19 protein-coding genes, 1 tRNA gene and 2 pseudogenes are annotated in these 25261 nt (G+C 62.3%); 11 read left to right on the top strand and 11 right to left on the bottom strand.

What is annotated here, in order from left to right; all coding sequences use genetic code 11:
• Positions 1–162 precede the first annotated feature (162 nt).
• From BPHY_RS27915 to BPHY_RS43380, 3 genes are all read right to left on the bottom strand, one after another.
• The gene (locus BPHY_RS27915) at positions 163–1368 is read right to left on the bottom strand and encodes an NAD(P)/FAD-dependent oxidoreductase (protein WP_012404812.1); all 1206 of its coding nucleotides are present in this window, start codon (positions 1366–1368) and stop codon (positions 163–165) included.
• A 253-nt stretch (positions 1369–1621) separates the two neighbouring features.
• Complete coding sequence (locus BPHY_RS27910) at positions 1622–2524, bottom strand: LysR family transcriptional regulator (RefSeq protein WP_012404811.1); 903 nt, start codon at positions 2522–2524, stop codon at positions 1622–1624.
• A gap of 227 nt (positions 2525–2751) precedes the next feature.
• Positions 2752–3420, bottom strand: coding sequence for a DUF4148 domain-containing protein (locus tag BPHY_RS43380; protein WP_012404810.1), 669 nt, complete (start codon positions 3418–3420; stop codon positions 2752–2754).
• Positions 3421–3917: 497 nt separating this feature from the next.
• Between BPHY_RS43380 and proP the strand changes: the two genes are divergently transcribed.
• Positions 3918–5384 carry a glycine betaine/L-proline transporter ProP gene (gene proP, locus BPHY_RS27900; protein WP_012404809.1) on the top strand — a complete coding sequence of 489 codons (1467 nt, stop codon included), beginning with the start codon at positions 3918–3920 and terminating at the stop codon, positions 5382–5384.
• Positions 5385–5404: 20 nt separating this feature from the next.
• On the opposite strand, the gene BPHY_RS27895 is transcribed toward proP, so the two are convergent.
• Positions 5405–6739 (bottom strand): aminotransferase-like domain-containing protein, encoded by a 1335-nt coding sequence (locus BPHY_RS27895; RefSeq protein WP_012404808.1) that lies wholly within the window; start codon positions 6737–6739, stop codon positions 5405–5407.
• An 87-nt stretch (positions 6740–6826) separates the two neighbouring features.
• Between BPHY_RS27895 and BPHY_RS27890 the strand changes: the two genes are divergently transcribed.
• The 5 genes from BPHY_RS27890 to BPHY_RS27870 all read left to right on the top strand — a co-directional run bounded on the left by BPHY_RS27890 (position 6827) and on the right by BPHY_RS27870 (position 13464).
• Positions 6827–7444: a DJ-1/PfpI family protein gene (locus BPHY_RS27890; RefSeq protein WP_012404807.1), complete on the top strand. Its 618-nt coding sequence runs from the start codon at positions 6827–6829 to the stop codon at positions 7442–7444.
• A gap of 232 nt (positions 7445–7676) precedes the next feature.
• Positions 7677–9569, top strand: coding sequence for a methyl-accepting chemotaxis protein (locus tag BPHY_RS27885; RefSeq protein ID WP_012404806.1), 1893 nt, complete (start codon positions 7677–7679; stop codon positions 9567–9569).
• Positions 9570–9715: 146 nt separating this feature from the next.
• Entirely contained in the window at positions 9716–10333 is a 618-nt protein-coding gene (locus BPHY_RS27880; RefSeq protein ID WP_012404805.1) for a glutathione S-transferase family protein, read from the top strand.
• Between the two features lie 72 nt (positions 10334–10405).
• Positions 10406–12478: a 2Fe-2S iron-sulfur cluster-binding protein gene (locus tag BPHY_RS27875; RefSeq protein WP_012404804.1), complete on the top strand. Its 2073-nt coding sequence runs from the start codon at positions 10406–10408 to the stop codon at positions 12476–12478.
• Between the two features lie 80 nt (positions 12479–12558).
• Complete coding sequence (locus BPHY_RS27870; protein ID WP_041765559.1) at positions 12559–13464, top strand: LysR family transcriptional regulator; 906 nt, start codon at positions 12559–12561, stop codon at positions 13462–13464.
• 186 nt (positions 13465–13650) lie between these two features.
• On the opposite strand, the gene BPHY_RS27860 is transcribed toward BPHY_RS27870, so the two are convergent.
• From BPHY_RS27860 to BPHY_RS27850, 3 genes are read right to left on the bottom strand one after another with little or no spacing between them, the layout of a single operon-like run.
• On the bottom strand, positions 13651–14508 hold the full coding sequence (locus BPHY_RS27860; protein WP_012404802.1) for a MipA/OmpV family protein: 858 nt from the start codon (positions 14506–14508) through the stop codon (positions 13651–13653).
• Positions 14508–15398 carry an alpha/beta hydrolase gene (locus BPHY_RS27855; RefSeq protein WP_012404801.1) on the bottom strand — a complete coding sequence of 297 codons (891 nt, stop codon included), beginning with the start codon at positions 15396–15398 and terminating at the stop codon, positions 14508–14510. The genes BPHY_RS27860 and BPHY_RS27855 overlap by 1 nt, the downstream gene beginning before the upstream one ends.
• 5 nt (positions 15399–15403) lie before the next feature.
• Complete coding sequence (locus BPHY_RS27850; RefSeq protein ID WP_012404800.1) at positions 15404–16246, bottom strand: DUF4118 domain-containing protein; 843 nt, start codon at positions 16244–16246, stop codon at positions 15404–15406.
• A 377-nt stretch (positions 16247–16623) separates the two neighbouring features.
• On the opposite strand from BPHY_RS27850, the gene BPHY_RS27845 reads away from it, so the two are divergent.
• From BPHY_RS27845 to BPHY_RS27835, 3 genes are all read left to right on the top strand, one after another.
• Complete coding sequence (locus BPHY_RS27845) at positions 16624–19026, top strand: glucose/quinate/shikimate family membrane-bound PQQ-dependent dehydrogenase (RefSeq protein WP_012404799.1); 2403 nt, start codon at positions 16624–16626, stop codon at positions 19024–19026.
• Between the two features lie 311 nt (positions 19027–19337).
• The gene (locus tag BPHY_RS27840; RefSeq protein ID WP_012404798.1) at positions 19338–19610 is read left to right on the top strand and encodes a DUF2934 domain-containing protein; all 273 of its coding nucleotides are present in this window, start codon (positions 19338–19340) and stop codon (positions 19608–19610) included.
• Between the two features lie 113 nt (positions 19611–19723).
• Positions 19724–19808 (top strand) — tRNA-Leu (locus BPHY_RS27835).
• Between the two features lie 47 nt (positions 19809–19855).
• On the opposite strand, the gene BPHY_RS43375 is transcribed toward BPHY_RS27835, so the two are convergent.
• Positions 19856–20677: a site-specific integrase gene (locus BPHY_RS43375; protein WP_012404797.1), complete on the bottom strand. Its 822-nt coding sequence runs from the start codon at positions 20675–20677 to the stop codon at positions 19856–19858.
• Here BPHY_RS43375 and BPHY_RS44460 point away from each other — a divergent pair.
• Both BPHY_RS44460 and BPHY_RS27820 read left to right on the top strand, forming a co-directional pair.
• A pseudogene (locus tag BPHY_RS44460) lies at positions 20621–20752 on the top strand (YciI family protein); the annotation flags it as partial. The gene BPHY_RS43375 and the pseudogene BPHY_RS44460 sit on opposite strands and share 57 nt — an antisense overlap.
• A gap of 418 nt (positions 20753–21170) precedes the next feature.
• The gene (locus BPHY_RS27820) at positions 21171–21944 is read left to right on the top strand and encodes an alpha/beta hydrolase family protein (RefSeq protein WP_244257594.1); all 774 of its coding nucleotides are present in this window, start codon (positions 21171–21173) and stop codon (positions 21942–21944) included.
• Positions 21945–22027: 83 nt separating this feature from the next.
• On the opposite strand, the gene BPHY_RS27815 is transcribed toward BPHY_RS27820, so the two are convergent.
• The 3 genes and pseudogenes from BPHY_RS27815 to BPHY_RS27805 form a co-directional block, all read right to left on the bottom strand.
• Entirely contained in the window at positions 22028–22798 is a 771-nt protein-coding gene (locus BPHY_RS27815; RefSeq protein WP_012404795.1) for a bestrophin-like domain, read from the bottom strand.
• Between the two features lie 21 nt (positions 22799–22819).
• A pseudogene (locus tag BPHY_RS27810) lies at positions 22820–24105 on the bottom strand (anaerobic sulfatase maturase).
• 51 nt (positions 24106–24156) lie between these two features.
• A complete protein-coding gene (locus tag BPHY_RS27805; protein WP_012404794.1) occupies positions 24157–25221 on the bottom strand; it encodes an HAD family hydrolase in 1065 nt (354 codons plus the stop codon).
• Positions 25222–25261 lie beyond the last annotated feature (40 nt).

Raw genomic sequence — 25261 nt, 5'->3', positions numbered from 1 at the left:
ATCCGATATCTAACGAGCGCCGGATTTGAAACGAGCAGAACGTCGCCGCTCGTCTATAGGCGATGAACCGCATGATGCGCCCCAAGAGAAAGGGAATATGCAACAGCGCGTGACGGCCCCTCGAGACAATCACGCGCCGCCACTGCATGCAGTGCAACTGCCCTAGCCGAACGACGCTTGCGGATTGCCCGCTGCCAATGCCTCAGCGCGATTCGGTGCGGGAGGATAGATCCACTTCGTGTTGATCATCTGCTTGCGCGCCTTGCCTTCGGCATGCGTCAGCTTCATCTGCCGATCCCAGCCTTCCGAATAGACGGCGCCCCAGTCGCCGAGATCGACGCACGTGGCGTAGAACGGCTGACGATACGGCAGCGTCGGAATGCCGATCAGATCCGCAGCCGCGTTGTGCCCGCCGAATTGGCCCATGACCATCGCGTGCTGGCACGACATCAGTGCGTAGTGTCCTTCGTCGTCGGTCAGTGCGCGCGCGACGTCGCCCGCAACGAACACGTGCGGCGCTTCGGGCACGCGCAGATCGGCTGCCACTTCGGCGCGGCCAAGCGGGTCGATATGCGACGACACGTGCGCAGCCAACGGGCTCGCGCGCATGCCACCCGCCCAGATCACCGTGCCCGCTTCGATATGCTGTCCCGATGCGGTGCGCACGCCTTGCGCATCGACGGACACCACGCCCGAGCCGAGCACGGTCTGGACGCCCAGCGACTCGAACGCCTCTGCAATGAACGGGCGGGGATTCGGCCCGAGATCGGGACCGATCGAGTCTTGCGAGCCGATCACGACGACGCGCACATCCGCGTGCGCACCGAACTTCTCGCGCAGACGCTTCGGCAATTCCGTTGCGACTTCGATGCCCGTAAAGCCGCAGCCGACTACGGCGACCGTGTTGCGCGCCGTCGACGCCGGCAGTTTCGCCAACGCGTCGAAATGCGCGTCGAGTTCCACTGCGTCCTCGATCCGGTCCACAGAGAATGCATGCTCCAGACCGGGAATCGGCGGACGGCTCAGTTTGCTGCCGCTCGTCAGCAACAGGCGGTCATAGGCGAGCGAGTGCTTCTGCCCGTTGGCCGATACGACGCTGACCGTCTTGTCCTGCACGGAAATCGCGTCGACACTACCCGCGACATACTTCACCCCAATTGCGTCGAACAACGGCAGCAGCGGCGCAGCCATGTTCTGCGGCTCGGCCTCATACATCCGTGGACGAATCTCCAGTTCAGGCTTCGGGGAGATCAGCGTGACTTCGACGTCGCTGCTCCGTACGCCGGCGCCGTCGAGTACGCGAGCCGCGCCCAGTGCGCCCCACACGCCGGCAAAGCCGGCACCCACAATCAGGATTTTCTGCGACATGATATTTGCCTTCGATTCGAGAGTTGCGAAGTCGACGACAGCCACCCGGCTCATCACGAGCCGCGCCCGATCGACGCTGGAAACATCGCTTGCGCGGCCATCGACGCAACGGATTGTAGGCAGCGGCACTGCATGGCAGAAGCACCGCACGCGCGTTCACCGTGTTGTCCGCACGACAACAATCGGCAACGGATGAAGAGCGAATATGGGAGAGCGGCCGGACTCGAAGCAGCGTTCGAGCCTGCGTTGCGGACTAGCGTGCGAACTCGGTAGTCTTCGCGGCCTCGGCCAGATAATCGACGAACGAAGCGATACGCGCCGATATCGCCGTGTTGCGATAGTACACGGCATTGATGGGTTGCCGCACATCCTGCGTCTGACGCGCGAAGAGTTGCACGAGCTTGCCTTCGCGGCGGTCGCGGCCCGTCATGAAGTCCGACAGGCAAACGATGCCCGCGCTCTCCAACGCCAGTTGCCGCAGCGTTTCGCCGCTCGACGACGCGATCGACGGATTGATCCGGTACGGCTCGTTGTCCGCGCCGACCAGCGGCCATACATTGAGCGCCTCCGGCTGTGTGAATCCGAGCAGCGAATGCCGCTCGAGATCCTCCACGCGTTTGGGCAGACCGTGCGCCTTCAGATATGCAGGCGTCGCTAGCACGCGGATGCGGCTGCTGCCCACGGGACGGCTGTGCAGCGTCGAATCCTTGAGTCTGCCGATGCGGATGGCGACGTCCGTACGCCGCTCGAGCAGATCGATGATGCCTTCGTTGCTATTCAGTTCCAGCTCTACCTGCGGATAGCGTTCGCGATAACCCGCTACGAGCGGCACGATCACGTGAAGCATGAACGGCGTGGCGGCATCGACCCGCAAACGCCCCGAAGGCCGCTCGCGGCGCGCCGCGAGTTGTTCTTCGGCGTTCTCCACGGCGTCGATGATTTCGCGCGCGTTCTGCAGAAACGCCTTGCCTTCTTCCGTCAGTTCCAGCCGCCGCGTGGTCCGGCGCAACAGCGTGGTTTGCAGCTTCTCCTCCAGCCGCGCGAGCGTGCGGCTCGCGCCCGACACAGTCTGCTCCAGTTGCTCGGCTGCCGCCGTGATCGAGCCCGTATCGACCACTGTGGCGAAGGTCTGCAGTTCGTCGAGAGTCACTTTCATACTTGATCTGCAATCAAATATGTTCCTTATAGACCAGTTTTTCTGCAAAAGTAAAGACGGCACACTGCGTCCATCCGTTCCAGGCTTTCCATCTTCCTTCTGCGGGACTGCTCGTCGGTCTTCGCGCATAACGGACTCGCCGTCGTCGGCCTCGTGACAGCGAAGCAAGAACTCGAGCGTACCCATTCCGCAGATGCAGCGTGCTTCGGCGCGCCGCCATTCGCATGCTAGCGCTGGCGGCCGCCGAAGTTCGGCATCGTACCGTTGACGCGAGCACGCTTCAATTCGGCGATGACCTCGGCCCGCGTCTTGGGGCGTCCATTGGAAACGATGGCCGTATGTTTGCGCTGGGCGTGCTGGGACTTCGCGTGACTCGTTCCGTGCGAAGCGACCTGTCTGCTTCGTACGGCTTTCTCCTGCGTGCGATCTGTTGCGCGTGTCTCCGTTTCGCGTGTTTCCGTTGCAACGGAAGGCTGCGTATTGCCCGCATCCGCTGCTGCGACGACAGTCGTCGTCTGCGCCGCTCGCAATTCGCGCGCTCGCAGTTCCTGCTTGAGTGCCAAAGCCTGCGGAAGATCGCTATGAACCGCGAGCACCTCGTCGAGCAGAACTTTCGCAGCCGTCAGATCGTTGCGTTGCAGATCGTCGCTGACCGACTGGAGGACGAAAGCGATATCGGCATCGGACGTGTCGTCGTGAACCGCGACGGCGGGCGGCGCATCGTTGGTGGAAGGTGGCGGGTTCTGCGTATCGTCCGCCACGGAAACGTCTTCATGATGAAACGGCCAGAGTTCCGATAGTGCGTTCGACTCGATATGCAGCACGACTGCCGCGAGCGCTAGCCCGCCCATCACGATGCAGCCCGCCAGCGCTCTTTTGTCGAAACGACCATTCACCGTTTCCCTCCTTTACATGATCGGAAGGCGCATACGTGCGTATCCAACGGGACCCAGGCCTTCAGCGAGCCTCCAGAACAAAACGCCAGCAAGACTAATGCCATCCGCTACTTACACCCAATGCCTTCGGAAATCCGATGGCGGGCCAAACGCAACCCAGCCCGCCGTGGTGTCGTTCACAGCAACCACGAGCAACGCGGCGCACCAGCGAGTAGCGTACTTTTCAATTTTTGCGCACGAGAGTGCTGATCGGGAATGCGACAAGCGCTGTCGTTTTCCGCCTGTTTCCAGGCGCATGAGCGACAACCCGACGCCCCGCATATCAGCACACTCTATTCGATGATTTTGCCTGACGTCGCCCGGCCGCTTGCGGCTCGTGTCCGCATCGTTCGATGCCGCGGCGTTTTGAAGCCCACTGGCACCCCATGCACTGACCGGCCTATTCCCGGTCTGATGCCTGCATTTGCGGGTTCGCCAAGCACTCAGGAGTATGTCAATTGAGTCATTCGAAAGCGCGCGCCGCAAAGCGCCATTCTTCGAGCGCGTCCCTCACACTCGACGACATCACGGTCGTCGACAACGCTCTTCTCAAGCGTGCTGTCGGCGCGATGGCGCTCGGCAACGCGATGGAATGGTTCGATTTCGGCGTGTACAGCTACATCGCCGTGACCCTCGGCAAAGTGTTCTTCCCGTCGAGCAGTCCGTCAGCCCAGCTGATCGCGACGTTCGGCACGTTCGCCGCCGCGTTCGTCGTGCGCCCGATCGGCGGCATGGTGTTCGGGCCGCTCGGCGACCGCATCGGCCGTCAGCGCGTGCTCGCGATGACGATGATCATGATGGCCGTCGGCACATTCGCGATCGGCCTGATTCCGGATTACGGCTCGATCGGCATTCTCGCGCCCGCCTTGCTGCTGCTCGCGCGTCTCGTGCAGGGCTTCTCGACGGGCGGCGAATATGGCGGCGCGGCGACCTTCATCGCCGAGTTCGCAACCGACCGCCGCCGCGGCTTCGCGGGCAGCTTCCTCGAATTCGGCACGCTGGTCGGCTATATCTTCGGCGCGGGCACGGTGGCCGTGCTGACCGCGTCGCTGTCCCAGGAAGCGCTGCTGTCGTGGGGCTGGCGTGTGCCGTTCTTCATCGCGGGTCCGCTGGGCCTCGTCGGCCTGTACATCCGGATGAAGCTCGAGGAAACGCCAGCCTTCAGGAAGGAAGCCGAAGCGCGCGAGGCCGACGAGAAGTCGCGCCCGAAGCACAGCTTCATGGAACTGCTCGCGCAGCAATGGAAGCCGCTGCTGCAATGCGTTGGCCTCGTGCTGATCTTCAACGTGACCGACTACATGGCGCTGTCGTATCTGCCCAGCTATCTGTCGGCGACGCTGCACTTCAACGAATCGCACGGCCTGTTCCTCGTGCTGGCCGTGATGGTGCTGATGATGCCGATGACGCTGTACGCAGGCCACCTGTCGGACACGATCGGCCGCAAGCCCGTCATGCTGCTCGGCTGCGTGGGTCTGTTCGCGCTGTCGATTCCTGCTCTGCTGTTGATCCGCACGGGCGCCGTGCTGCCCGTGTTCGGCGGTCTGCTGATTCTCGGTGCACTGCTGTCGACCTTCACGGGCGTGATGCCGTCGTCGCTGCCCGCGCTCTTTCCGACGAAGATCCGCTACGGCGCGCTCGCAATCGGCTTCAACGTGTCGGTGTCGCTGTTCGGCGGCACGACGCCGCTGGTCGCCGCGTGGCTGGTCGACCGCACCGGCAACGCGATGATGCCCGCGTACTACCTGATGGGCGCGTCGATCATCGGTATCGTCTCCGTGCTCGCGCTGCGCGAGACGGCCCGCAAGCCGCTGCCCGGCTCAGGCCCGTGCGTCGCGACGCGTGCGGAAGCGCTGAGCCTCATACGTGGAACGGAAACATCTCACACCTCGAAGAAGCGTCTGGAGCTGGTCCGCGAACGCGCATAGCGAAGGCAGCAAGCCAGTCTTCAGTACGCGTAGTTGCCGATCACCTGCCGAACTTTCTTCAGCGATGCGCGCAGCACGTCGAGTTCGACGGAACCCAAGGCGAGACGCACGGCATGCGGCACATGATGCGAAGTCGCGTAAGGCTCCGCAGTCGAAACGGAAATGTGCTCGCGCATCAGCGCTGCCGCGACCTGGTCGGCACGCACGTCTTCCGACAGCGGAAGCCACACGAAATACGATGCGGGATGGCGAACGCACCCCAGCCCGGCGAGCACGTCGCCGGCTATCGCTTGCCGGACTTTCGCGTCGCGACGCTTCTCCGTTTCCAGCCGCTTGACGGTTCCGTCGTCGAGCCACGCGCAGGCGATCGCGGTCATCACGCCAGGCGTGTTCCAGGTCGTCGCGCGGACCGCCTGTTCGATCGCCCTCATCGACTCCGACGGCGCGACGATGAACCCGACGCGCAACCCCGTCGCCACGTTCTTCGATAGGCCCGACACATAGACAGTCGCCTCAGGCGCAAGCGCAGCCAGCGGCACAGGCGGCTTGTCCACGAGAAACGCGTATGCCGCGTCCTCGATGATCAGAAGCCCATGCCGCCGCGCAATCGACGCCAGTTGCTTGCGCCGATGTGCGCTCATCACCCAGCCGAGCGGATTGTGCATCGTCGGCATCACATACACGGCTTTTACGCGCCGGTTTTTGCACAGTCGTTCAAGCGCATCGAGATCGGGCCCCTGTGCGGCGGCGGGAATGGGCGCCAGTTCCAGGCCGAAGGTGTCGGCAAGCACCTTGAAGCCAGGATAGGTCAATGCGTCCACGGCAACTACGTCGCCTGGACGCAACAACGCCATCACCGTTGCGGCGAGTCCGGCTTGCGCGCCATTCACGAGCGACACCCGTTCCCACCCGACATCGAGCCCGCGGCAAGCCAGATGCCGGGCGACAGCTGCGCGCTCGTGCTGACGCCCGCCATGCGGCTGATAGCGCAGCAAGCTTTCCAGGTCACCGGAGGCAGCGAGCTGACGCAACGCCGCACGCAACAGATCGGTTTGGCCAGGCAGCGCCGGATAGTTGAAGTTGAGATCGACCATGCCCGCCGCGAGCGCGAACTGATCGATGCCTTGCCTGGGCGCCAACGAAATTTCGCGTACGAACGTGCCGCGTCCCGTCTCGCCGCTGACGAGGCCCATCGCCGCGAGTTCGGCGTAGACGCGCGTCGCCGTGACGAGCGCGAGGCCGTTCTTCGCAGCCAGCTCGCGATGCGTCGGCAGCCGCGTGCCCGCAGGCAGCCTGCCCGAGCGGATATCCGCGGCATACGCGTCGACGAGCGCCTTGTACCGGAGTTGAGCCATACGCCGATGTATTCATGACAATTATTTGATTGTAATGCTCCGTGCGCCTAGCATGTGCTCACTCTATCCCTCATCAGGCTGACCTTCATGCATATCGCCATTCTGACGTTCGAAGGCTTCAACGAGCTCGATTCGTTCATTGCGCTCGGCGTTCTCAACCGCATCAGAAAACCGGGCTGGCGCGTGTCGATCGCAACGCCGCAAGCGCGCGTCACATCGATGAATGGCGTGACGATCGAAGGGCAGATTTCCTTGCGCGAGGCGAATGCAGCGGACGCCGTGATCGTCGGCAGCGGGACGCTGACGCGGGATGTCGTCGCCGATCCGGAGCTGATGTCGCAGATGCGCTTCGATGCGTCGCGTCAGTTGTTGGGCGCGCAGTGTTCCGGCACGCTCGTGCTGGCGAAGCTGGGGCTGCTAAACGACGTGCCCGCCTGCACCGATCTCACGACGAAACCCTGGGTCGAAGAAGCCGGCGTGGAAGTGCTGAACCAGCCGTTCGTGGCGCGCGGGAACGTCGCGACAGCAGGCGGATGCCTTGCCTCGCACTATCTTGCAGCGTGGGTGATTGCGCGTCTCCAGGGCATTGACGCGGCGGCGGGCGCCATTCATTACGTCGCGCCCGTTGGCGAAAAAGAGGACTACGTTGCGCGCGCAAGGCGCAACATCACTCCCTTTTTGCCCGAAACGATTGCGGCCCCTTAAAGCGCGTTGACTAAACGACTCTCGGCGCAGCCATCATCGGAATAACGACACGTTTTCGCCGTCAAGCGACACCGCGAAAAGCCTCGGAAAATATTTATCGAATCCATCGCCAGAACTGCTCAAGACGGCCCGATATCAGCCGACAACCAACGTAATCCTCGGCGCGCATCGTCTGAATTTAGCGCGCAACCGAGACGATATCGGGTCGCAGTTCGACATTGGCAGGGGCATGATGAAGCTTACGGGTTCAATCGCATTCAAGTTCAGCGCGGCATCGGGTGCTGCACTCGCAGTCACGGTTCTTCTTCTTACTGCCGTCGGCGCGCTGAATGTGCGCCATCAGGCTGTCGACGAGTTCGAGCAGTCCAGTCACGCGCGCATCGTTCAGGCGGACGAATCGCTCGACGTGAACTTCAGGGACGTTGAACAGAACCTCACGTACCTCACGCAAACCGCGCAGCTGAAAGCAGCCGATCAAAGCATCACCGACTATCTGAATCACGGTGGCCAGATGACGCCGGACAAAAACGGCGAAATCGAAAAGACGATCTTCGCGCTGCTCAAGGATTTCGGCGATACGCATCCCAACATGCGCTATCTGGACATTGGCACGCACTGGGGCGGCTATGTGCAATGGCCGATCGAAAGCCTCAACGGCGAGCACTACGATCCGCGCGTGCGGCCCTGGTATCAGCTGGCGATGACGGCGCCCGATCGCGTCGTGCGTCCTGCGCCGTATCTCAGCGCCGCGGGCTCCGGCGGCGCGATCATTCCCTTCGCGCGAGTCGTGAAGGACAACAAGGGCGAGATTCTCGGCGTGCTCGAAGGCGACATTTCACTGGATGACTTCGCGCGGCTCACCAGCGGCATCCAGTTCGGCAAAACGGGTTATCTGCTCGTGACGGACAGCAGCGGCAAGGTGCTCATCGATCCGCGCGACAAAAGACACGAGTTCAAGGAACTGAAGAGCCTGGGCGGCGGGTACGAACAGCTGTCAGGCGCGGCCGACGGACTCGCACGCATCCAGATGGACGGCGTCGAGTATCAATCGTTCGTCTATACGTCGCCAAAGAACGGATGGAAGTACTACGCGCTCGTGCCCGAATCGGAAATGATGGCGGCCGCCAACCGCCTCACATGGACGCTGATCGCAATGGGACTGCTGGTGCTCGTCGTCGCCGTGCTGATCATGATCGCGTTGGGACGCAGGATGACCGATCCGATCCGCAACCTCGCCAACTCGATGCACGAAATCGCGGCCGGCGACGGCGACATGACGCGTAGGCTGCCTCAGTTGAGCAACGATGAAGTCGGTCATCTCGCGAAGCAGTTCAACGCATTCGTCGAGAAGCTGCATGGCGTCCTGCTGAAAGTGATGACCAACAGCCGTCATCTCGAACTCGCTGCAAGCGAAGTGTCGGCGGGCAATCTCGATCTGTCATCCCGAACCGAGCAACAGGCGGCGTCGATCCAGCAGACGGCGGCCAGCATGGAAGAGCTGGCGGGCACCGTGCGCGGCACTGCCGACCAGGCGAAGAACGCCAACGCCGTCGCCTCGGGCGCCGTGGAAGTGGCGCGGCGCGGCAACGAGGCGGTATCGGCGGCGGCAAAAACGATGAATGCCGCCGTCGAGCAGTCGGGCCGGATCGTCGGCATCGTCGGTATGATCGAAGGCATCGCGTTCCAGACCAACATTCTGGCGTTGAATGCCGCTGTCGAATCGGCGCGTGCGGGCGAGAGCGGCCGGGGCTTCGCCGTGGTCGCAGCCGAAGTGCGCAATCTCGCCCAGCGCTCGACAAGCGCGGCCAAAGAGATCAAGGCTTTGCTGGAAGCATCCGTGGGCAACGTCGAGGCGGGCGCGGAACAGGTCAATCTTGCAGGCAAGACGATCGCCGAACTGACCGACGCGATCTCGAACGTCGCCACCATCACCGGCGAAATTGCGGATTCCGCTCGCGAGCAAAGCCGCGCGATCGGCGAGGTCAATCAGGCAGTGTCGCTGATGGATCAGTCGACCCAGCAGAACGCGGCGCTCGTGGAAGAAATCGCCGCTGCCTCCGAATCACTCAGCACGCAAGGTAAGGATCTGAACGCAACGGTCGGGTTCTTCAAACTGGGTGGCTGAAGCCACCGAAGCCATGTTGGCCACCGTTCGCGTTTCGAGAAGTATGAATTGACCTGGCGGGGGATTCTGTCGCAAGCGGCACATCCCTAGACTTCGTTCTCAAGTGATCTGGACATCCCAGTCACATCCGACCGAAGGAAACCGCCATGAAGCTCTACTATCATCCGCTCTCCGGCCACTCGCATCGTGCCCGCCTCTTCCTGTCGCTGCTCGGCATCGAGCATCAGCTGATCGACGTCGATCTCGCCGCTGCCGAGCATAAATCGGCCGGATTTTTGCAACTCAACCGCTTCGGCCAGGTGCCCGTTCTGGTCGACGGCGACGTCAACATCGCCGATTCGAACGCCATTCTGGTGTATATCGCCCGCAAGTTCGGCAAGACCGAGTGGCTGCCGCAAACGCCCGCGCTCGAAGCGGCCGTGCAGCGCTGGCTGTCCGTTGCGGCTGGCGAGATCGCGTTCGGCCCCGCCGCGGCGCGACTCATCACCGTATTCGGCGCAAAATACAACGCCGAAGAACTGATCGCGCGCGCGCATCGCATCCTCAAGCTGATCGACGAAGAGCTGGCCGGGCGCGCATACATCGCGCAAGATCATCCGACGATCGCCGACGTCGCGCTCTACAGCTACATCGCGCGTGCGCCCGAAGGCAACGTCGATCTGTCTTTCTATCCGAACGTCGACGCGTGGCTGCGCCGCATCGAAGCTCTGCCGGGCTTCGTCGAGTTCCAGAAGACGCCTGTCGGACTGGCCGCTAACGGCTGATCGCGCGAATCAGGCGTAGTCTCCGGGAACAACCGGTGGCTTCTCTCTTCCCTCAACCTCGGGAGACGGATCATGAACACGGTATCGACGGACAATGCCTCGCCCTGGCATGCAGGCGAAGTCGCCCTGCAGGAAAAGGTCGGCGTGGTTGAGAAGATGCGGGAAGCCGGACGCCGCGTGGTGCGCGACTACATGCCCGAGCAGCATCGCACGTTCTTCAGGCAACTGCCCTTCGTCGTCGCAGGCTCGGTCACCGACGACGGCGATGTGTGGGCGACCTTCGTGGCCGGTCGGCCCGGCTTCATGCACGCCCCGAACGACAAGCTCCTGCACATCGACCTTGCCGCCGATCTGCCCGACCCTGCAGCGTCGGGACTGCGCGAAGGCGCGGCCATCGGCTTGCTCGGCATCGAACTTCACACGCGCCGCCGCAATCGCATGAATGGCTTCGTGCGAAACCGCACCGCACAGGGATTCGACGTCGCCGTTGCGCAAAGCTTCGGCAATTGCCCGCAATATATTCAGGCCCGCGATTACGAATTCGCCCGCGACCCGGATGTGGTCTCCGATATCGCGCCCACGGCATTCGCCGGCTTGAGCGGCCGCGCCCGCGAGATGATCGAAGCAGCGGACACGTTTTTTGTCGCGTCATACGTAGGCGACGGCGAACACCGCCAGGTCGACGTATCGCATCGCGGCGGCAAGGCAGGCTTCGTGCGCATCGGCGACGACGGCAAGCTGACCATCCCCGATTTTGCGGGCAACCTGTTCTTCGCCACGCTCGGCAACTTCCTCGTCAACCCACGCGCAGGGCTCGTGTTCGCCGACTTCGAAACGGGCGATGTGCTGCAATTGACGGGGGACGCGACCGTCGATCTGGAATCGCCGGAAATCGCGGCATACCAGGGCGCGGAACGCCTGTGGCATTTCACGCCAACGCGCATCGTCTATCGCGAAGCCGCGCTGCCGCTTCGGTGGACGTTTCAGGCGAACGGCTGGTCGCCGAACTCGCTGATGACGGGCAGTTGGGATGAAGCGGCCAGCCGCCTGAAGGCCGCCGAACTCGCGAATGCATGGAGGCCGTTCAAGGTCACGAACGTCGTCGACGAAAGCGCGGTGATCCGTTCGTTCCATCTCGAACCGGCTGACGGCGCGGGCCTGGTTGCGCACGAAGCAGGCCAGCATCTGCCCATACGCGTGACGCTGCCCGCTCACGACAAGCCCTGCATCCGAACCTATACGCTGTCGACCGCGCCCGCCGACGGGCTCTATCGGATCAGCGTGAAGCGCGGCGGATCGGTGTCGTCGTATCTGCATGACACGCTGAAGACCGGCAGCGTCATCGAAGCACGCGCGCCCGCTGGCCAGTTCACGATCGACGCGTCCGCGCGCCGTCCCGCCGTGCTGCTTGCCGCCGGCGTCGGCGTAACACCGATGCTCGCGATGCTCAGACATATCGTCTACGAAGGTCTGCGCACGCGGCGTGTGCGTCCGACCTGGCTCTTCCATTCGGCGCGTTCGCTCAAAGAACGTGCGTTCAGCCGCGAGATCGAACGGCTTGCCGCGTCCGCGAACGGCGCAGTCAAGGTGGTGCGCGCACTGACCGATACGGCGGGCGCGCGTGAAGAAAAGGACTTCGATGTTGCGGGCCGGATCGATATCGATGTGTTGCGCGAATCCCTGCCCTTCGACGACTACGACTTCTATCTCTGCGGACCGTCCGCATTCATGCAGTCGATATATGACGGCTTACGCGATCTGAACGTCGCCGACAACCGCATTCACGCCGAATCGTTCGGCCCGTCCGGCTTGCGGCGCAAGACAGGCGCCGCTGCGGCGACGGGTCCCGTGCGAGTCGCCGCGCAACAGCCCGTGCCCGTTGCGTTCGTGAAGTCGGGGAAGGAAGCCCGCTGGAGCGCGGATAGCGGTTCGTTGCTGGATCTGGCGGAAGCGCGCGGATTGAATCCCGAGTTCGGTTGCCGCGGCGGAAGTTGCGGCACGTGTCGGACGCGCATCGTCGAAGGCGCCGTCGCATACGCTGTTGCGCCTGAATTCCACGTGCCCGACGATGAAGCACTCATCTGCTGCGCCGTTCCGGCCAGTTCGGAGACGGGCGGCGGCGATCGCCTGCTGCTCGATCTGTGAGGACCGTTGCACGCGACACGCAGCGAAACGCTGCTATGCTTGACGCCACCTCCGTGACATCGGCGTTCATCTCTTCAGACATGGACCGGCTTCAAGCAATGACCACGTTCGTGACCGTGGTCGAGATGGAAGGCTTCGCGTCTGCGGCGCGCAAGCTCAACGTGTCGCCATCGGTCATCAGCCGGGTGATGACTGAGCTCGAAGAACATCTGGGCGTGCGCCTGTTGACGCGTACGACGCGCGTCGTGCGCATGACCGATGCGGGCGCGACGTTCTTCGAACATTGCCGCCGCATCCTCGCGGACGTCGAAGCCGCCGAGCTTTCCGCTGTCGGCGTCAACACCACGCCGCGCGGCCAGTTGACGGTGACAGCGCCCGTCCTGTTCGGCAAGATGTATGTCACGCCCATCGCTCAGGACTATCTGACGCGCTATCCCGCCGTCAGTCTGAACTGCTGGTTCATGGACCGCGTCGTGAATCTCGTCGACGAAGGCGCCGATGTGGCGATACGCATCGGTGAGTTGCCGAATTCGTCGTTGCAGGCAATCGCCGTGGGCCATGTTCGGCGTGTGCTGTGCGCGTCACCCGGGTATCTGGAAACGCACGGCGTGCCGCAACATCCCGACGACCTCGCGTCGCATATTGCCATTCAGGCGACGGGCCTCACGCCTGCGCCGGAATGGCGCTTTCACGTGGACGCCAAACCGCTGACCGTGCCGATCCAGCCGCGCCTCGTGACCACCACCAACGACTCGGCGATCGCGGCGGCAATCGCGGGCCTGGGCCTGGTGCGAGTGCTGTCCTATCAGATCGCGGAGGAACTGGCGAACGGCACCTTGCGAATCGTGCTCGCCGACTGCGAGCAAGCGACGCTGCCCGTTCATGTAATGCATCGCGAGGGCAAGCACGCGAACCAGAAGGTGCGCGCGTTCCTCGATCTCGCGATCGAAACGCTCAGGGCAAAGGCTTCGCTGTGGCTTGCATAGCGACAGCGCGCCGCGCTTCACTGCCTACGAGCGCTATGCATCGACGGTGAATTCCAGTGCGGCTGGACGGCCTTTCGAAATGGTTGGGCGCGCATACATCGACCGCGACCCTCGTCGCTGGCCGATAAAGCCGCGAACGGCAATCGAAGTCGAACAGGCCGCGACGGGCGGCCTGGACCCATACGATCAGAACCGATAGTTCAGGGATGCAAGCGTATTCAGTTCGGTTCTGCGTTCGGTGATGGGACTTGCGGCGGCATAGTGCTGCAAGCGTCCCAGCGTCACCGCAATGGAGCCGGCCCAGTGCTTCGAGAAGTCGTAGCTCACGTAGCCGTTCAGATGCACGTCGCGGATTCCCGCGCCCGTGCTGTACGCAGGCAGGCCCGAGGACGCGCTCTGCTGGCTCGACACGCCGAAGAACGTCCGCGTGTACAGCGCATCCGCCCACGTGAAGCCGGGGCCGAATGAAAACAGCCATCCGCCCGTGGGCAGCGACGCGTACAGATCCGTCACGACCGTCTTTCCCTGGCCGTGCCCGGCGATGTCCTGGTACAGCGCGACCGAGCCCGTGAACGCCCAGAACGTGTAGTCGGCGAACAGCCTGAGTTTCGGACCACCGTCGACGTTGCCCAGGCCATGCAGATGGGGATCGTCCTTCTCCTGGCGCGACTGGAAATCGAAGCTGAGCGAAGCGCCGACATGATAGTTCTCGCTGCGTATCACGTTCACGCCCAGCACGTCGGGGCCTTGCGAGAAGACGCGGTCATCGTAGGAAATGTCGAGCGCCGGATAAGGGAACACGCGCAGTTCGCGCGAGCCCGGATACAGCGGCGTAATCACGACGCCCGGCCCGAATCCGATCTTCCATTTGCTGGCAGGCTTCGCCTCTGCGCTGCTATCCGTCGAAGCAGAAGCCGACGAAGCGGGCGAAGCAGTCGAGTCGGGCAGATCGTCGGCGAGCGCGCTGCCCGATTGAATGGCCAGCGCGAACGCGGCCGCCGCGCAAACGCACCTTGCGGCGCTGAAAGTGACCGGCTTTGCCATTACGCGCGTCCTTTGCCCATTGCCGCAAGCTGCCGAAGCCGCCGCGCAAGGGCCTTCGAAACGACGGGCTTGCCGCCCGCATCGCCTGTGCGGCTCGCTATTTCGCTTTCGCGCAGAAACAATGCCGTTTCGCGCGCAACAATCTCGCGCTCGTTGTCGGATGTGATCATGTGATACGAATCGTCGAGCCAGATCGTGCGCAAGAAGGCGGAGCCGATCGATGACGCGACGAAGCGCGGATTACGCGGGCTCGACGTTTCATCGTCAATTGCGTGGACGATCAGGCAGTCGTTACGGATACCGCGCAACTGAGAACGCACGCAGGCCGCAAGTCGGCTGGCCTCGTGCAAGGCGGGCAGCGAAATGGTCGACGGGCCGACTTCACTGAAATCGTCGCGCTCCATCGCGCGCGCAATCTTGGCGCGCAGCGCATCGTTGCGCAGTCCATAAGGCGCCGACTCCCGATAGCGGTAGCGCGAACGCAGCGGCGAGTAGTACGCCCAGTTCAGCAGAAAGCGATACCACGGGATCGCCCAGCCATCGTAGGCGAGCGTCAGCGACAGGAGCGCGACGGACTGAGCCCGGGGGCGGCGATGCACGAGCGCGAGTGCGAGCGCCGCACCGATCGACAGCCCGCAGATCGACACGCGTTCGTATCGCTCGGCCAGCGCGTCGTATTCCCGCGTCGCCGCCTCGAGCCATTGCTCCATCGACTGTTCCCGCGAGCCGGCCGTATAGCCTTCGAGCACGGGCACACACGTGGTAAAGCCTTCGTCGCTCAGAAAGCGTGCGAGATAGCGCAATTCTAGCGGCGAGCTGGAAAGACCATGCAGCATCAGAACGGCGTGGCCATCGCCTTCGTTGAAGATCGTTCGGACCGAGGTTTTCATGTGTATCAGTCCCCGATGCGCAGCACGAGGAAATCGCCCGCGTGCGTGGTGAATCGTTCGCACACGCAGTCGACGAGCTGCGTGGCGCCGTCGCCCGCAGCGCCGTTCGCGCTCGCCGGCATGGCATGCGCGTTCGCGGCGGACCTGCGCAGCCGCACGCGATGCCGCCCCGGACGCAATGCCTTCGAGAGCCGGCGTGCATCTTCCGGTTCAACGTCGTCGAAGCGGGGACCGGGCGCGATCTCGGCAGGCGGCAGCGCGAAGACATGTGCCGCGCTTGCAGCAGCCTTGGCGGCACCGGCATCGGCGCTTCCCGACCAGTCCGGCGTGCGCTCGAGTGCCTGGATCAGCACGAACGAATTGCTGTGTTGCGACAGATGACGCAGCAGGCGGTGAGTTTCATCGACGGCACGACGCGCGAGCATCCGGTCGTTGTCGTGGCGCAGCAGCATCTCGTAGCGCGACTGTGCAACCGACGAGACCAGTTCGGCGCGAAACTGCGCACGCCTCAACCGTTCAATCAATGTAATGACCACCAGCGCGACGAGCGGATACGAGACGACGAACAGCACGTCGGAGCGATTGATGACGCTGACAACCGCGTAAGGAGGCACGAACAGATAGTCGGCGATGCACAGACCTGCCAGCATCACGGTCAATGCCGGTGCAAGGCCAAAGTAATACTCGATTAAGACTGCCGCAATGGCGAATGCGGTACCCGGCATCACCGGGCCGAGCAGCGGGTGCAACAGAAGGCGCACGCCACTCGCCATGAATAGAGCTGCGATGGCGGCAATCCATCGCCGAGACCCTCTGGGCGCCCAGCGACGGGCATTTTGGACTTGCATGGGACTTTGCGTTGCCGATCAAGCGGCCATTTCAACTTCTGCTGCCATTTAGGGCCAAGTAGGAACGATGCGCGCGTATCGATTGCGCGCGACCGAACGATATCACATGTAACACGCTGTAATACTTGGGTTTTTCCGATTTCGACGAGAATGCGACGTCTGTGCGCGCATTTTATGCGCGCTAACGTTTGCGTGTTTTAAGGGACATGAACGATCATGAACGAATGCGTGCGCTTTATGCGTTCGATCAGTAATGCATTCCGTGTTCGCGAGCCGAAGGCAGTCCGATCGGGTCCGCGCATTGCTCCCGCCTCCGGAGTTTAGGCACCGCGAATGTACTTTCGCAGCAGTCAAGCAGGTAACAGGAGTGTTACACCATGAAGGACGAGAGCAAAGCGGGCACGCCATCATTGGGTATCGGGCGATGGCTCAGCGTTCTGTTTGCCGTGCTGTCCGGGCTTTATCTGCTGATCGGCGGTGTCTGGCTTGTCGCGATAGGCGGGTCGCCTTATTACATCGTTGCCGCGATCATTCTTCTGGTTGTCGCGTGGCTGATTTATCGCGGCACCGGGCTCGCGTTGTTACTGTATGCGTTGCTATTGATCGGCACGGTGATATGGGCCGTGTTCGAAGCAGGCTTCGATTTCTGGGCGCTTGCGCCACGCATCGACATCCTCGTTCTGTTCGGCATCTGGCTGCTGCTGCCGTTCGTGTACCGGCGGCTGGATGCATCGGCCCGACGCGGGGCCGCCGCGCTCGCCGTGTGCCTCGTGCTGACGGGTATTGCACTTGCCTATGCCGCGTTCAACGATCCGCAGGAACTCAACGGCAAGGTCTCGCAAAACTCTGGCGTGTCGCCGACCCAGCCGGACTCGCATCCCGGCGACTGGACGGCATATGGCCGCACGCAGGCGGGCACGCGTTATTCGCCGCTCGCGCAAATCAATCAGGACAATGCGAAGGATTTGCAGGTCGCGTGGACATTCCAGACGGGCGACAAGAAGGGGCCCAACGATCCCGTCGAAATCACCAATGAAGTGACGCCGCTCAAGGTCGGCGCCCTGCTGTATCTGTGCTCGCCGCATCAAATCCTGTTCGCACTGGATGCCGCCACCGGCAAGGAAAAATGGCGCTTCGATCCGGGTCTGAAACCGGATCCGAGTTTCCAGCACGTGACCTGCCGCGGCGTCTCCTATCACGAGACGACGGCAGCAGCGGCAGCGAAAGACGCAGCCGCGCAAAGCGCGTTGCCCGCGTGTTCGCGCCGTGTGATCCTGCCCGTCAACGACGGCCATCTGTTCGAACTCGATGCCGCGACAGGGCAACGTTGCACCGGCTTCGGGAACAACGGCGATCTCGACCTGCAGCATCTGCAACCCGTGAAGACGCCCGGTCAATATGAGCCGACGTCGCCGCCCGTCGTGACCGACAAGATCATCGTCATGGCGGGCGCCGTGACCGACAACTATTCGAATCACGAGCCGTCGGGTGTGATACGCGGCTTCGACGTCGAATCAGGACGTCTCGTATGGGCCTTCGATCCGGGCTCCGACACGCCAAACACCATTCCCGACGACCAGCACGCATACACGGTGAATTCGCCGAACTCGTGGGCGCCCGCCGCATACGACTCGAAGCTCGATCTCGTCTATCTGCCGATGGGCGTGAAGACGCCGGACATCTGGGGCGGCGATCGCACGCCGCAGTACGAGCGCTACGCGAGCGGGCTGCTCGCGCTGCATGCGTCGACCGGCAAGCTAGCGTGGTTCTATCAGACCGTCCATCACGATCTGTGGGACATGGATCTGCCGGCGCAACCGACCATTGCCGATATCACCGATCGCAACGGCAACATCGTGCCCGCAATCTACACGCCCGCGAAGACGGGCAACATCTTCGTGCTGGACCGCCGCACGGGCACGCCGATCGTGCCCGCGCCTGAACAGCCCGTACCGCAGGGCGCGGCCAAAGGCGACCATGTGTCGCCGACGCAGCCGTTCTCGCAGCTCACCTTCCGTCCGCAGAAGAACCTGACGGACGCCGACATGTGGGGCGCAACGATGTATGACCAGCTTGCGTGCCGCGTGATGTTTCACCGGCTGCGGTACGAAGGCACGTTCACGCCGCCGTCCGAACAGGGCACACTCGTTTTCCCCGGCAATCTGGGCATGTTCGAATGGGGCGGTCTCGCCGTCGATACGGACCGGCAGCTTGCGATTGCGAACCCGATCGCGTTGCCGTTCGTCTCGAGGCTGATCCCGCGCGGACCGAACAATCCGCTCGAGCCGCCCGCTAGCGGCTCGGGCGGCACGGGTACGGAAACGGGCATCCAGCCTCAATACGGCGTGCCCTTCGGCGTGACGTTAAATCCGTTTCTGTCGCCCGTCGGCCTGCCTTGCAAGCAACCGGCATGGGGCTACGTCGCCGCGCTCGATCTGAAGACGAACCAGGTGGTGTGGAAGAAGCGCATCGGCACCGTGCGCGATAGCGCGCCCGTTCCCCTGCCGTTCAAGATGGGCATGCCGATGCTCGGCGGTCCAATGACGACAGCCGGACATGTGTTCTTCATCGGAGCGACGGCCGACAACTACCTGCGCGCGTACAGCACCGACACGGGCGAAGAACTATGGCGCGCGAGGCTTCCCGCCGGCGGCCAGGCCACGCCGATGACCTACGAAGCGAACGGCAAACAATATGTGGTGATCGCGGCGGGCGGACATGGTTCGTTCGGCACGAAGCTCGGCGATTATGTGATCGCCTATGCGCTGCCGAACAAGTGACGCTTCAACCGCCGGCGTCCTCGCCTTCATCGACGGTTCGGCCGACATAATGCGCGCGAGGTCGCAGCGACTGCCGCTCATCGTGTGCTCGATCGAATGTGCGGCCCAACCGACGTCGTCGATACGCTCGCGCGGCACTTCGCATCGCCGGACCTCGCAGCCATGCCGCGCAAAGCGATCAGGCTGACGTGGCCGTCGAGTACATCGGCTGAGGCAAGCGCATGCGGCGCACGACGGCTCGCTTTCGCCATCTGGCATCGCGAATGCTCATTGGCAATGCGCTGCTGCGCTATTGAACCGAGGAGAGCGACATGGCTGAAGCTGATAACGAACGCAGCACCGACGATCGGATCCGCGAACGTGCGTATCACCTTTGGGAGCGCGACGACGATCCGAAGCGACACGCCGACGAGTACTGGGATACGGCTCGTCGACAGATCGAGGCCGAAGGCATGGATGGTCCTGCAGTCGAGCCGCCCATCGAGCAATCGGACAAGCGGCAGATAGAAAGTGAAGACCCGCAGGAAGCCAGCGCCGCGAGCGGCGAAGCGGCGGGCAAGCCTCGCGCGAAACGGACGAGATGATGCCGTGCGGGTTCTACGTTCGAGCCGTCGTTGCCGTCGAGCCTGCAAGACTGCCACTGCTCAGCGAGACCTCTTCAAAACCGTTCGATTACTCGCTACAATTGCGTCCCCTTGCCCAGGTGGCGGAATTGGTAGACGCACTATCTTGAGGGGGTAGCGCTGAAAGGCGTGCGGGTTCGAGTCCCGCCCTGGGCACCAAAAAACCCTTTAAAATCAATACACTGATTTCAAAAGGTGGCAAGAATCTAGCCCGTTTTTGCCTGTTTACCACTCTTTTTGCCAGCAAATTTGCCAGCATTTTCCGGGGCGAATAACTCCACTGCTCGGCTACCTGCCTGCGGGTCTGAGTTCGGAATCCAGCGACCATAATTGCGCTTGATCGACGTAGTGTCCGAGTGGCCCATTTGGTTGGCAACCCATATCTTGCGCTCTCCTGCCGACAGCATCATTGAGGCGTATGTGTGCCTCGTCTGATATGGGTTCCGGTATCGCACTTTGGCGTCTTTCAGCGTCGTCTTCCAGGCGTCCCATATCTGGTGATCGTGCCGCCACGGTCCACCCTCCCTGCCCCGCCACGATGGCCGATTGAATATCTCCTCGCCAGCAACGAAGGTGTATTCCTTCTGCGCCATGAGCGCGGCCATTGCGGGCGCAAGCAGTTTCACGTCTCGTCGCCCTGATAACGTCTTCGTGTCTTCAGCAACACCCTTGGCGGCTCGCGTGATCGCCTTCCGAACCTGCACTGTCTCGCGCAACCAGTCGACGTCCGACCACTTCAGCGCGATAACCTCGCTTGTCCGCAGGACGGTCCACATCAGGAACTGCCACAGGTTCGCTATCTGAGGAACGCGTGCCGCTGCAATAACGGCAGCCTGCTCCTGAGCATCCAACGGGTCCGCGTGGTCGGCGTCGCGCGGCGGCTCGTTCCGGGTGAACGTGAAGCCGGCCAGCGGGTTCGATTCCAGCACTTCATCATCAACCGCATCCTGAAGCGCGGAGCGCAAGCAGCTCTGAATGTTCGAGAGGCGCTTAGCGGTGACGAAGCGTTGCGCATCGCGTCCATGCACCCGGCCGCCACGCTGGGCGAAGAAGGCGGATGGGCCGTCGAGCTTATCCCCATGGATTTCTACCGGGCCGGATAAGGGCCTGGACGCCTGTCTCAAGAATGTTTTGGCGCTCCTTTCTCCACAAACACCTTCGCGGCTTCGTGAGTCATCGCGGCGACGTCCGCTTCTGGCCGGACCCAGAACTTTCTGCGGCCGGACACGCTCTTCCAGAGAGGCAGCTAAATGAACTGCCCTTCGAGAACTTCCTTTGACGCTGATTGCAGTGTCGTAATAGCTCGCTGACAATGATGCAGGGGTGCAATTACGCCGTCGGGCTTGCGGTCGTCAACCGACATATCGCGCCTGCGGCGCCGTTCACGATTGGCGCGCGCTCCATGCATTGGCCGGCAAACTCCGCCTGCGCAATGCCCTGCCGGACGCCGCCACAAACGCTCCCCGATGCCTCATTGATGCAGAATCGGCGCAATGGCCATAACGACACGACCTGAATATGATGGACGACCCAGAATCGCTTTCCCTGGCACTGCCCGACGGCACTAAGGTCTCTGCGCTCCTCCGAGTGCCGGAGGACGCGCGAGCCCTGTATGTCTTCGCGCACGGTGCCGGGGCGGGCATGCAGCATGCCGGCATGTCGTCATTGGCCGACGCGCTTGCGGCGGCCAATGTCGCCACATTGCGCTACCAGTTTCCGTACATGGAGCGGGGCTCCAAGCGGGTGGACTCGCCGGCCGTGGCACATGCTGCCGTGCAGGCGGCCGTCGCAGAGGCCCGCCGGCGGCTGCCAGCCCTGCCACTCTTCGCGGGCGGCAGGTCGTTCGGCGGCCGCATGACCTCCCAGGCCCAAGCCATCTCCCCGCTCGACGGCGTGCGTGGCCTCGCTTTCGTCGCGTTCCCGCTGCACCCGGCGGGCGCACCCGGCGTGGAGCGGGCAAGGCACCTGACGCACGTCACGGTGCCGATCCTCTTCCTGCAGGGCACGCGCGACAAGCTGGCCGAGCTTCCCCTGCTGAGGTCGGTCGTCGAGACGCTGGGGCCGCGCGCCACGCTGCATGTGGTGGACGACGCAGATCATTCGTTCCACGTGCGCGCGTCCTCCGGCCGGACCGACGCGGAGGTCGTGCTCGAACTGGCACGGAATGCTTGTAGCAGAGTCGGGACGGCGAGCCGGCGATCTCGCCGTGCTGCACTCGCCCGCTCATTCCCTTCGCTATCCGCAGATGGTCGGTCGCATAGCCACAATAAGCGACGCCTGTCGCGTCAGCGATAGACGTCCGCAACCTGCCGCCGGACATACCGACACTCATTCAGATCGCTTCACTTCTTATGCTGCGGTCACGGGAAACGCAGGCTTCACGATTCGCTGCCCAGCGAGTGCAGCAGCCGCACCAGATTTTGCGGCTGGACATGGATGATCCCGCCTCGTGGACTGTCGATGTCTGCGATGAGCGTCAGCGATAATGCAACCGTCACGGGAAGGATCGTAATCAGCAGACCTCTGCGTAGTCTTCCTTTCGCGCCATACCCCTGTATCACACATCCGAATAGCGCGATGACGATCATCAGACACCATGTGCCGATGGGAATGCGATTGATCAATGCCGCCTCGGAATAGTCCTGCGAGTTGAGCACATCGTTCATTCCGGTGACGATCGTGGCAGCGATAGGTGTTGGTGTGGCTTTGGCTACCTTGGTTGCCATCTTCCAAAGCTCAGCCTGAAGGTCGGCAGTCTTGCTCTCGTTACTGGCAATTTCGTGCGGTTCTCGCGTCCGAAAATGTGCAAGCCGAAGGCGGGTGTATTGGACCAGTGCAGCCTTCATCTCAGTGCTCAATGGAGTGTCGGCCAGATCCGCACGCGCGTATTCGGTACCAATAGCGTTAGCCTCGTTCTCCTCCAGGTTCTTGCGCGTGTCATATCGGCTCACGGCCATCGACAAACTGAAACCGATGAGCAGCGCCAGCAACGTCAAAGTTGATGTCTGTACCAGGTTGAAATCGTCCCGTTCATCCGTCGGGAGGGGCAGCGCATGTCTGAGGACAAATGCGCCAAAGACCACCGCTCCTATAAAGAGTGCGAGCAGAGCGACGAAGAGTATTGCGGGATGGTCGACGAACGCTGCCATAGACTCCTCAGCGATATTGCGCTAGGCAGATTGCCTGGCGAACTGGCGAAGCACCGGGGCCGCGTGATCATGAAACCGGCGGATACCGGAGCAAAGATAATTGAGTCCGGGCTCGCCATCAGGGCTGCGTACAAATCTGTTCTTCGGACACTCGCCCCAACAAAGCTTCAGATGCCTGCATTGACGGCAGTATGCAGGTAGCGAATCCCGCTTCCCGTAACCGAATCGTTGCTGCCGCGCGGAGAATGCCATCTCCCCAAGATGCGTCGCTCTGATATTTCCAAGCGACCACTCGGGATAGACAAAGTGATCGCACGAGTAGACCTCGCCATCGTGCTCGACGGCCAGTGCCTTTCCACAGAACTCCGCTGTCACGCATGTTTGGGCCGCGCGCCCCATCATTTGCACCACCGCGGTCTCGAATACGTTGACCAGCACGTGCCCGACATCTCTCTTTTGCCACTCGTCGAACGTTCTCGAAAGGAAATATCCCCAATCATCGGGGTCCACCGACCAATCCGTCACGACAGAATCCGGATCCCCGGTTTTGCGGCGCTGGTTCCGGTTATCGGCATGGCGTCCTGTGACCAATGCTGAGGCGCCACAGTATGAGAATCTTTGGGCTCGACGCAGGGAATAAACTGGATATACGTAGAATTGAGCTCGTTGCGCAGGAAACGATAGACGTCCAGCGGCCGCTTCGCATTACGCCGATTCACCACGGTCAGCGCGTTGAACCTCACACCATGCTTCCTGAGAAGCGCAATGCCACCCATCACCCTGTCGAAGGTTGGCTGCCCTTTGCGATCCAGCCGGAACGCATCGTGCAATTCACGTGGACCATCGATACTGACACCGACAAGGAATTCATTCTCTTTGAGAAATGCACACCAGTTGTCGTCCAGCAGGGTTCCGTTAGTTTGTAGATCGTTCGATATCCGGCGCCCCGGCGGCGTGTATCGCCTCTGGATTTCGACAATGTCGCGGAAGAAATCGATGCCGAGCATGGTGGGCTCGCCGCCTTGCCATGAAAAGATGATCTCGTCGCCGTTCTGCGCTTCGATATATTGGCGGATGTAGCGCTCAAGCATCGAAGCCTCCATCCGGCGACCCCGATGCTGACCGAGCAGATGCTCCTTGTGCAGGTAATAGCAGTAAGTGCAATCGATATTGCAGGTCGAACCGATCGGCTTCGCCATCGCGTGAAATCGTCCCTTCTGCTCCGGCGCGACGGGCTCTAGCTCCGTCGAACGCGTGGCAAAAAAGGTGATTGGCTGTTCTGCGAGACTGGTGTTCGCTGCGCCCATGACGGCTCCTTCGCTGTCCGTTGCCATTGATGGCAGTATCCGATTCAACGACTACTGCGTGCGATAAACCGCTTTCCAGTCGTTCTTCATGCTGACCACAACCCATCCACGCGACAGGGCTTCGTCCCACGCCTTGTCCAGTCGTGCAAGCGCAGACTGACGGTCGTAGGCGAACTCACGGCCGGCGTCGTCATGATGGAGTAAAAGTGCAAGCGTTGCCCCGGGTCCACTAGCCGTGTATTCGAGCATTTCCCTGTCGCCGTCGGAGTTGCCGAAAGCGAGGATCGGGCGTCGGCCGATTGCGCGGAAAATGCCAACCGGTTTCCCCGGACCATCGTCGACAAAGTCGAATCCCGGCTGTCGCACCAGCGCGGGCCTGCCGTCGCGGACCTGATATGCAAGTTTCTCTTCGGTTCCCACTATCTGCTCGGGCGGAATGCCGTATGCCTCACTTGCCCACACGCGCATGAACTCAGCGGTGCCGCCTGAAACGATCCATATCCTGAAGCCGTTCGCCCGTAGCAAATCCAGCAGTTCTAGTTGTGGCTGATAGACAAGCTGGGGGTAAGGCCGCTGCAGAGTGGGATGCTCCGCGGTCGATAACCACTGTCGGATCGAGCGGTCGTACTCGTCTGTCGTCATGCCGCTATTGGCAATGGCGAGCATTTGCAGCAACCCTTTCTTGTTTTGCGCGAGCGCCGCAGTATCATGTGCAAGCAGCGCCTTGTACGCGGGATTGCGCTGCCAGTCGGGATGTTGAGGTGCCGCCGCCTTCAGTTTCTCGATCATGAACGACAACTGGAACGGTAACGGCTGCTCGCTCCACAGCGTGCCATCGTTGTCGAACACGGCGATACGCGCATCGGGCGGCACATACGTTGCTGTCCCCTCGCGTGTCACGTCGCCGACGAACTTGAGAATGGCAGCGCGCGCCGCCCCATCCTGCCATGAAGGCAGTACGGCTGCAGACCGCTCACTGGAGATCGTCCGCTTCGTGTCCGCCGTAGACGCGCCATGCTCGGCGCAGCCCGCTAGCGCCAGACACGCGCAGACCAGAAACACCGCAACACGATTCAACATGCGAGATGAAGTCGTTCGCGGTTCGACAGTGCGCATCGTTGTCCGTCCCCGTCGTTGAGTGCTCGATTCACCCGAG

Origin of the sequence: Paraburkholderia phymatum STM815 (assembly GCF_000020045.1) — a bacterium.
Classification (GTDB): Bacteria; Pseudomonadota; Gammaproteobacteria; order Burkholderiales; family Burkholderiaceae; genus Paraburkholderia; species Paraburkholderia phymatum.
This window is presented reverse-complemented; position numbering and strand designations above follow the sequence as displayed.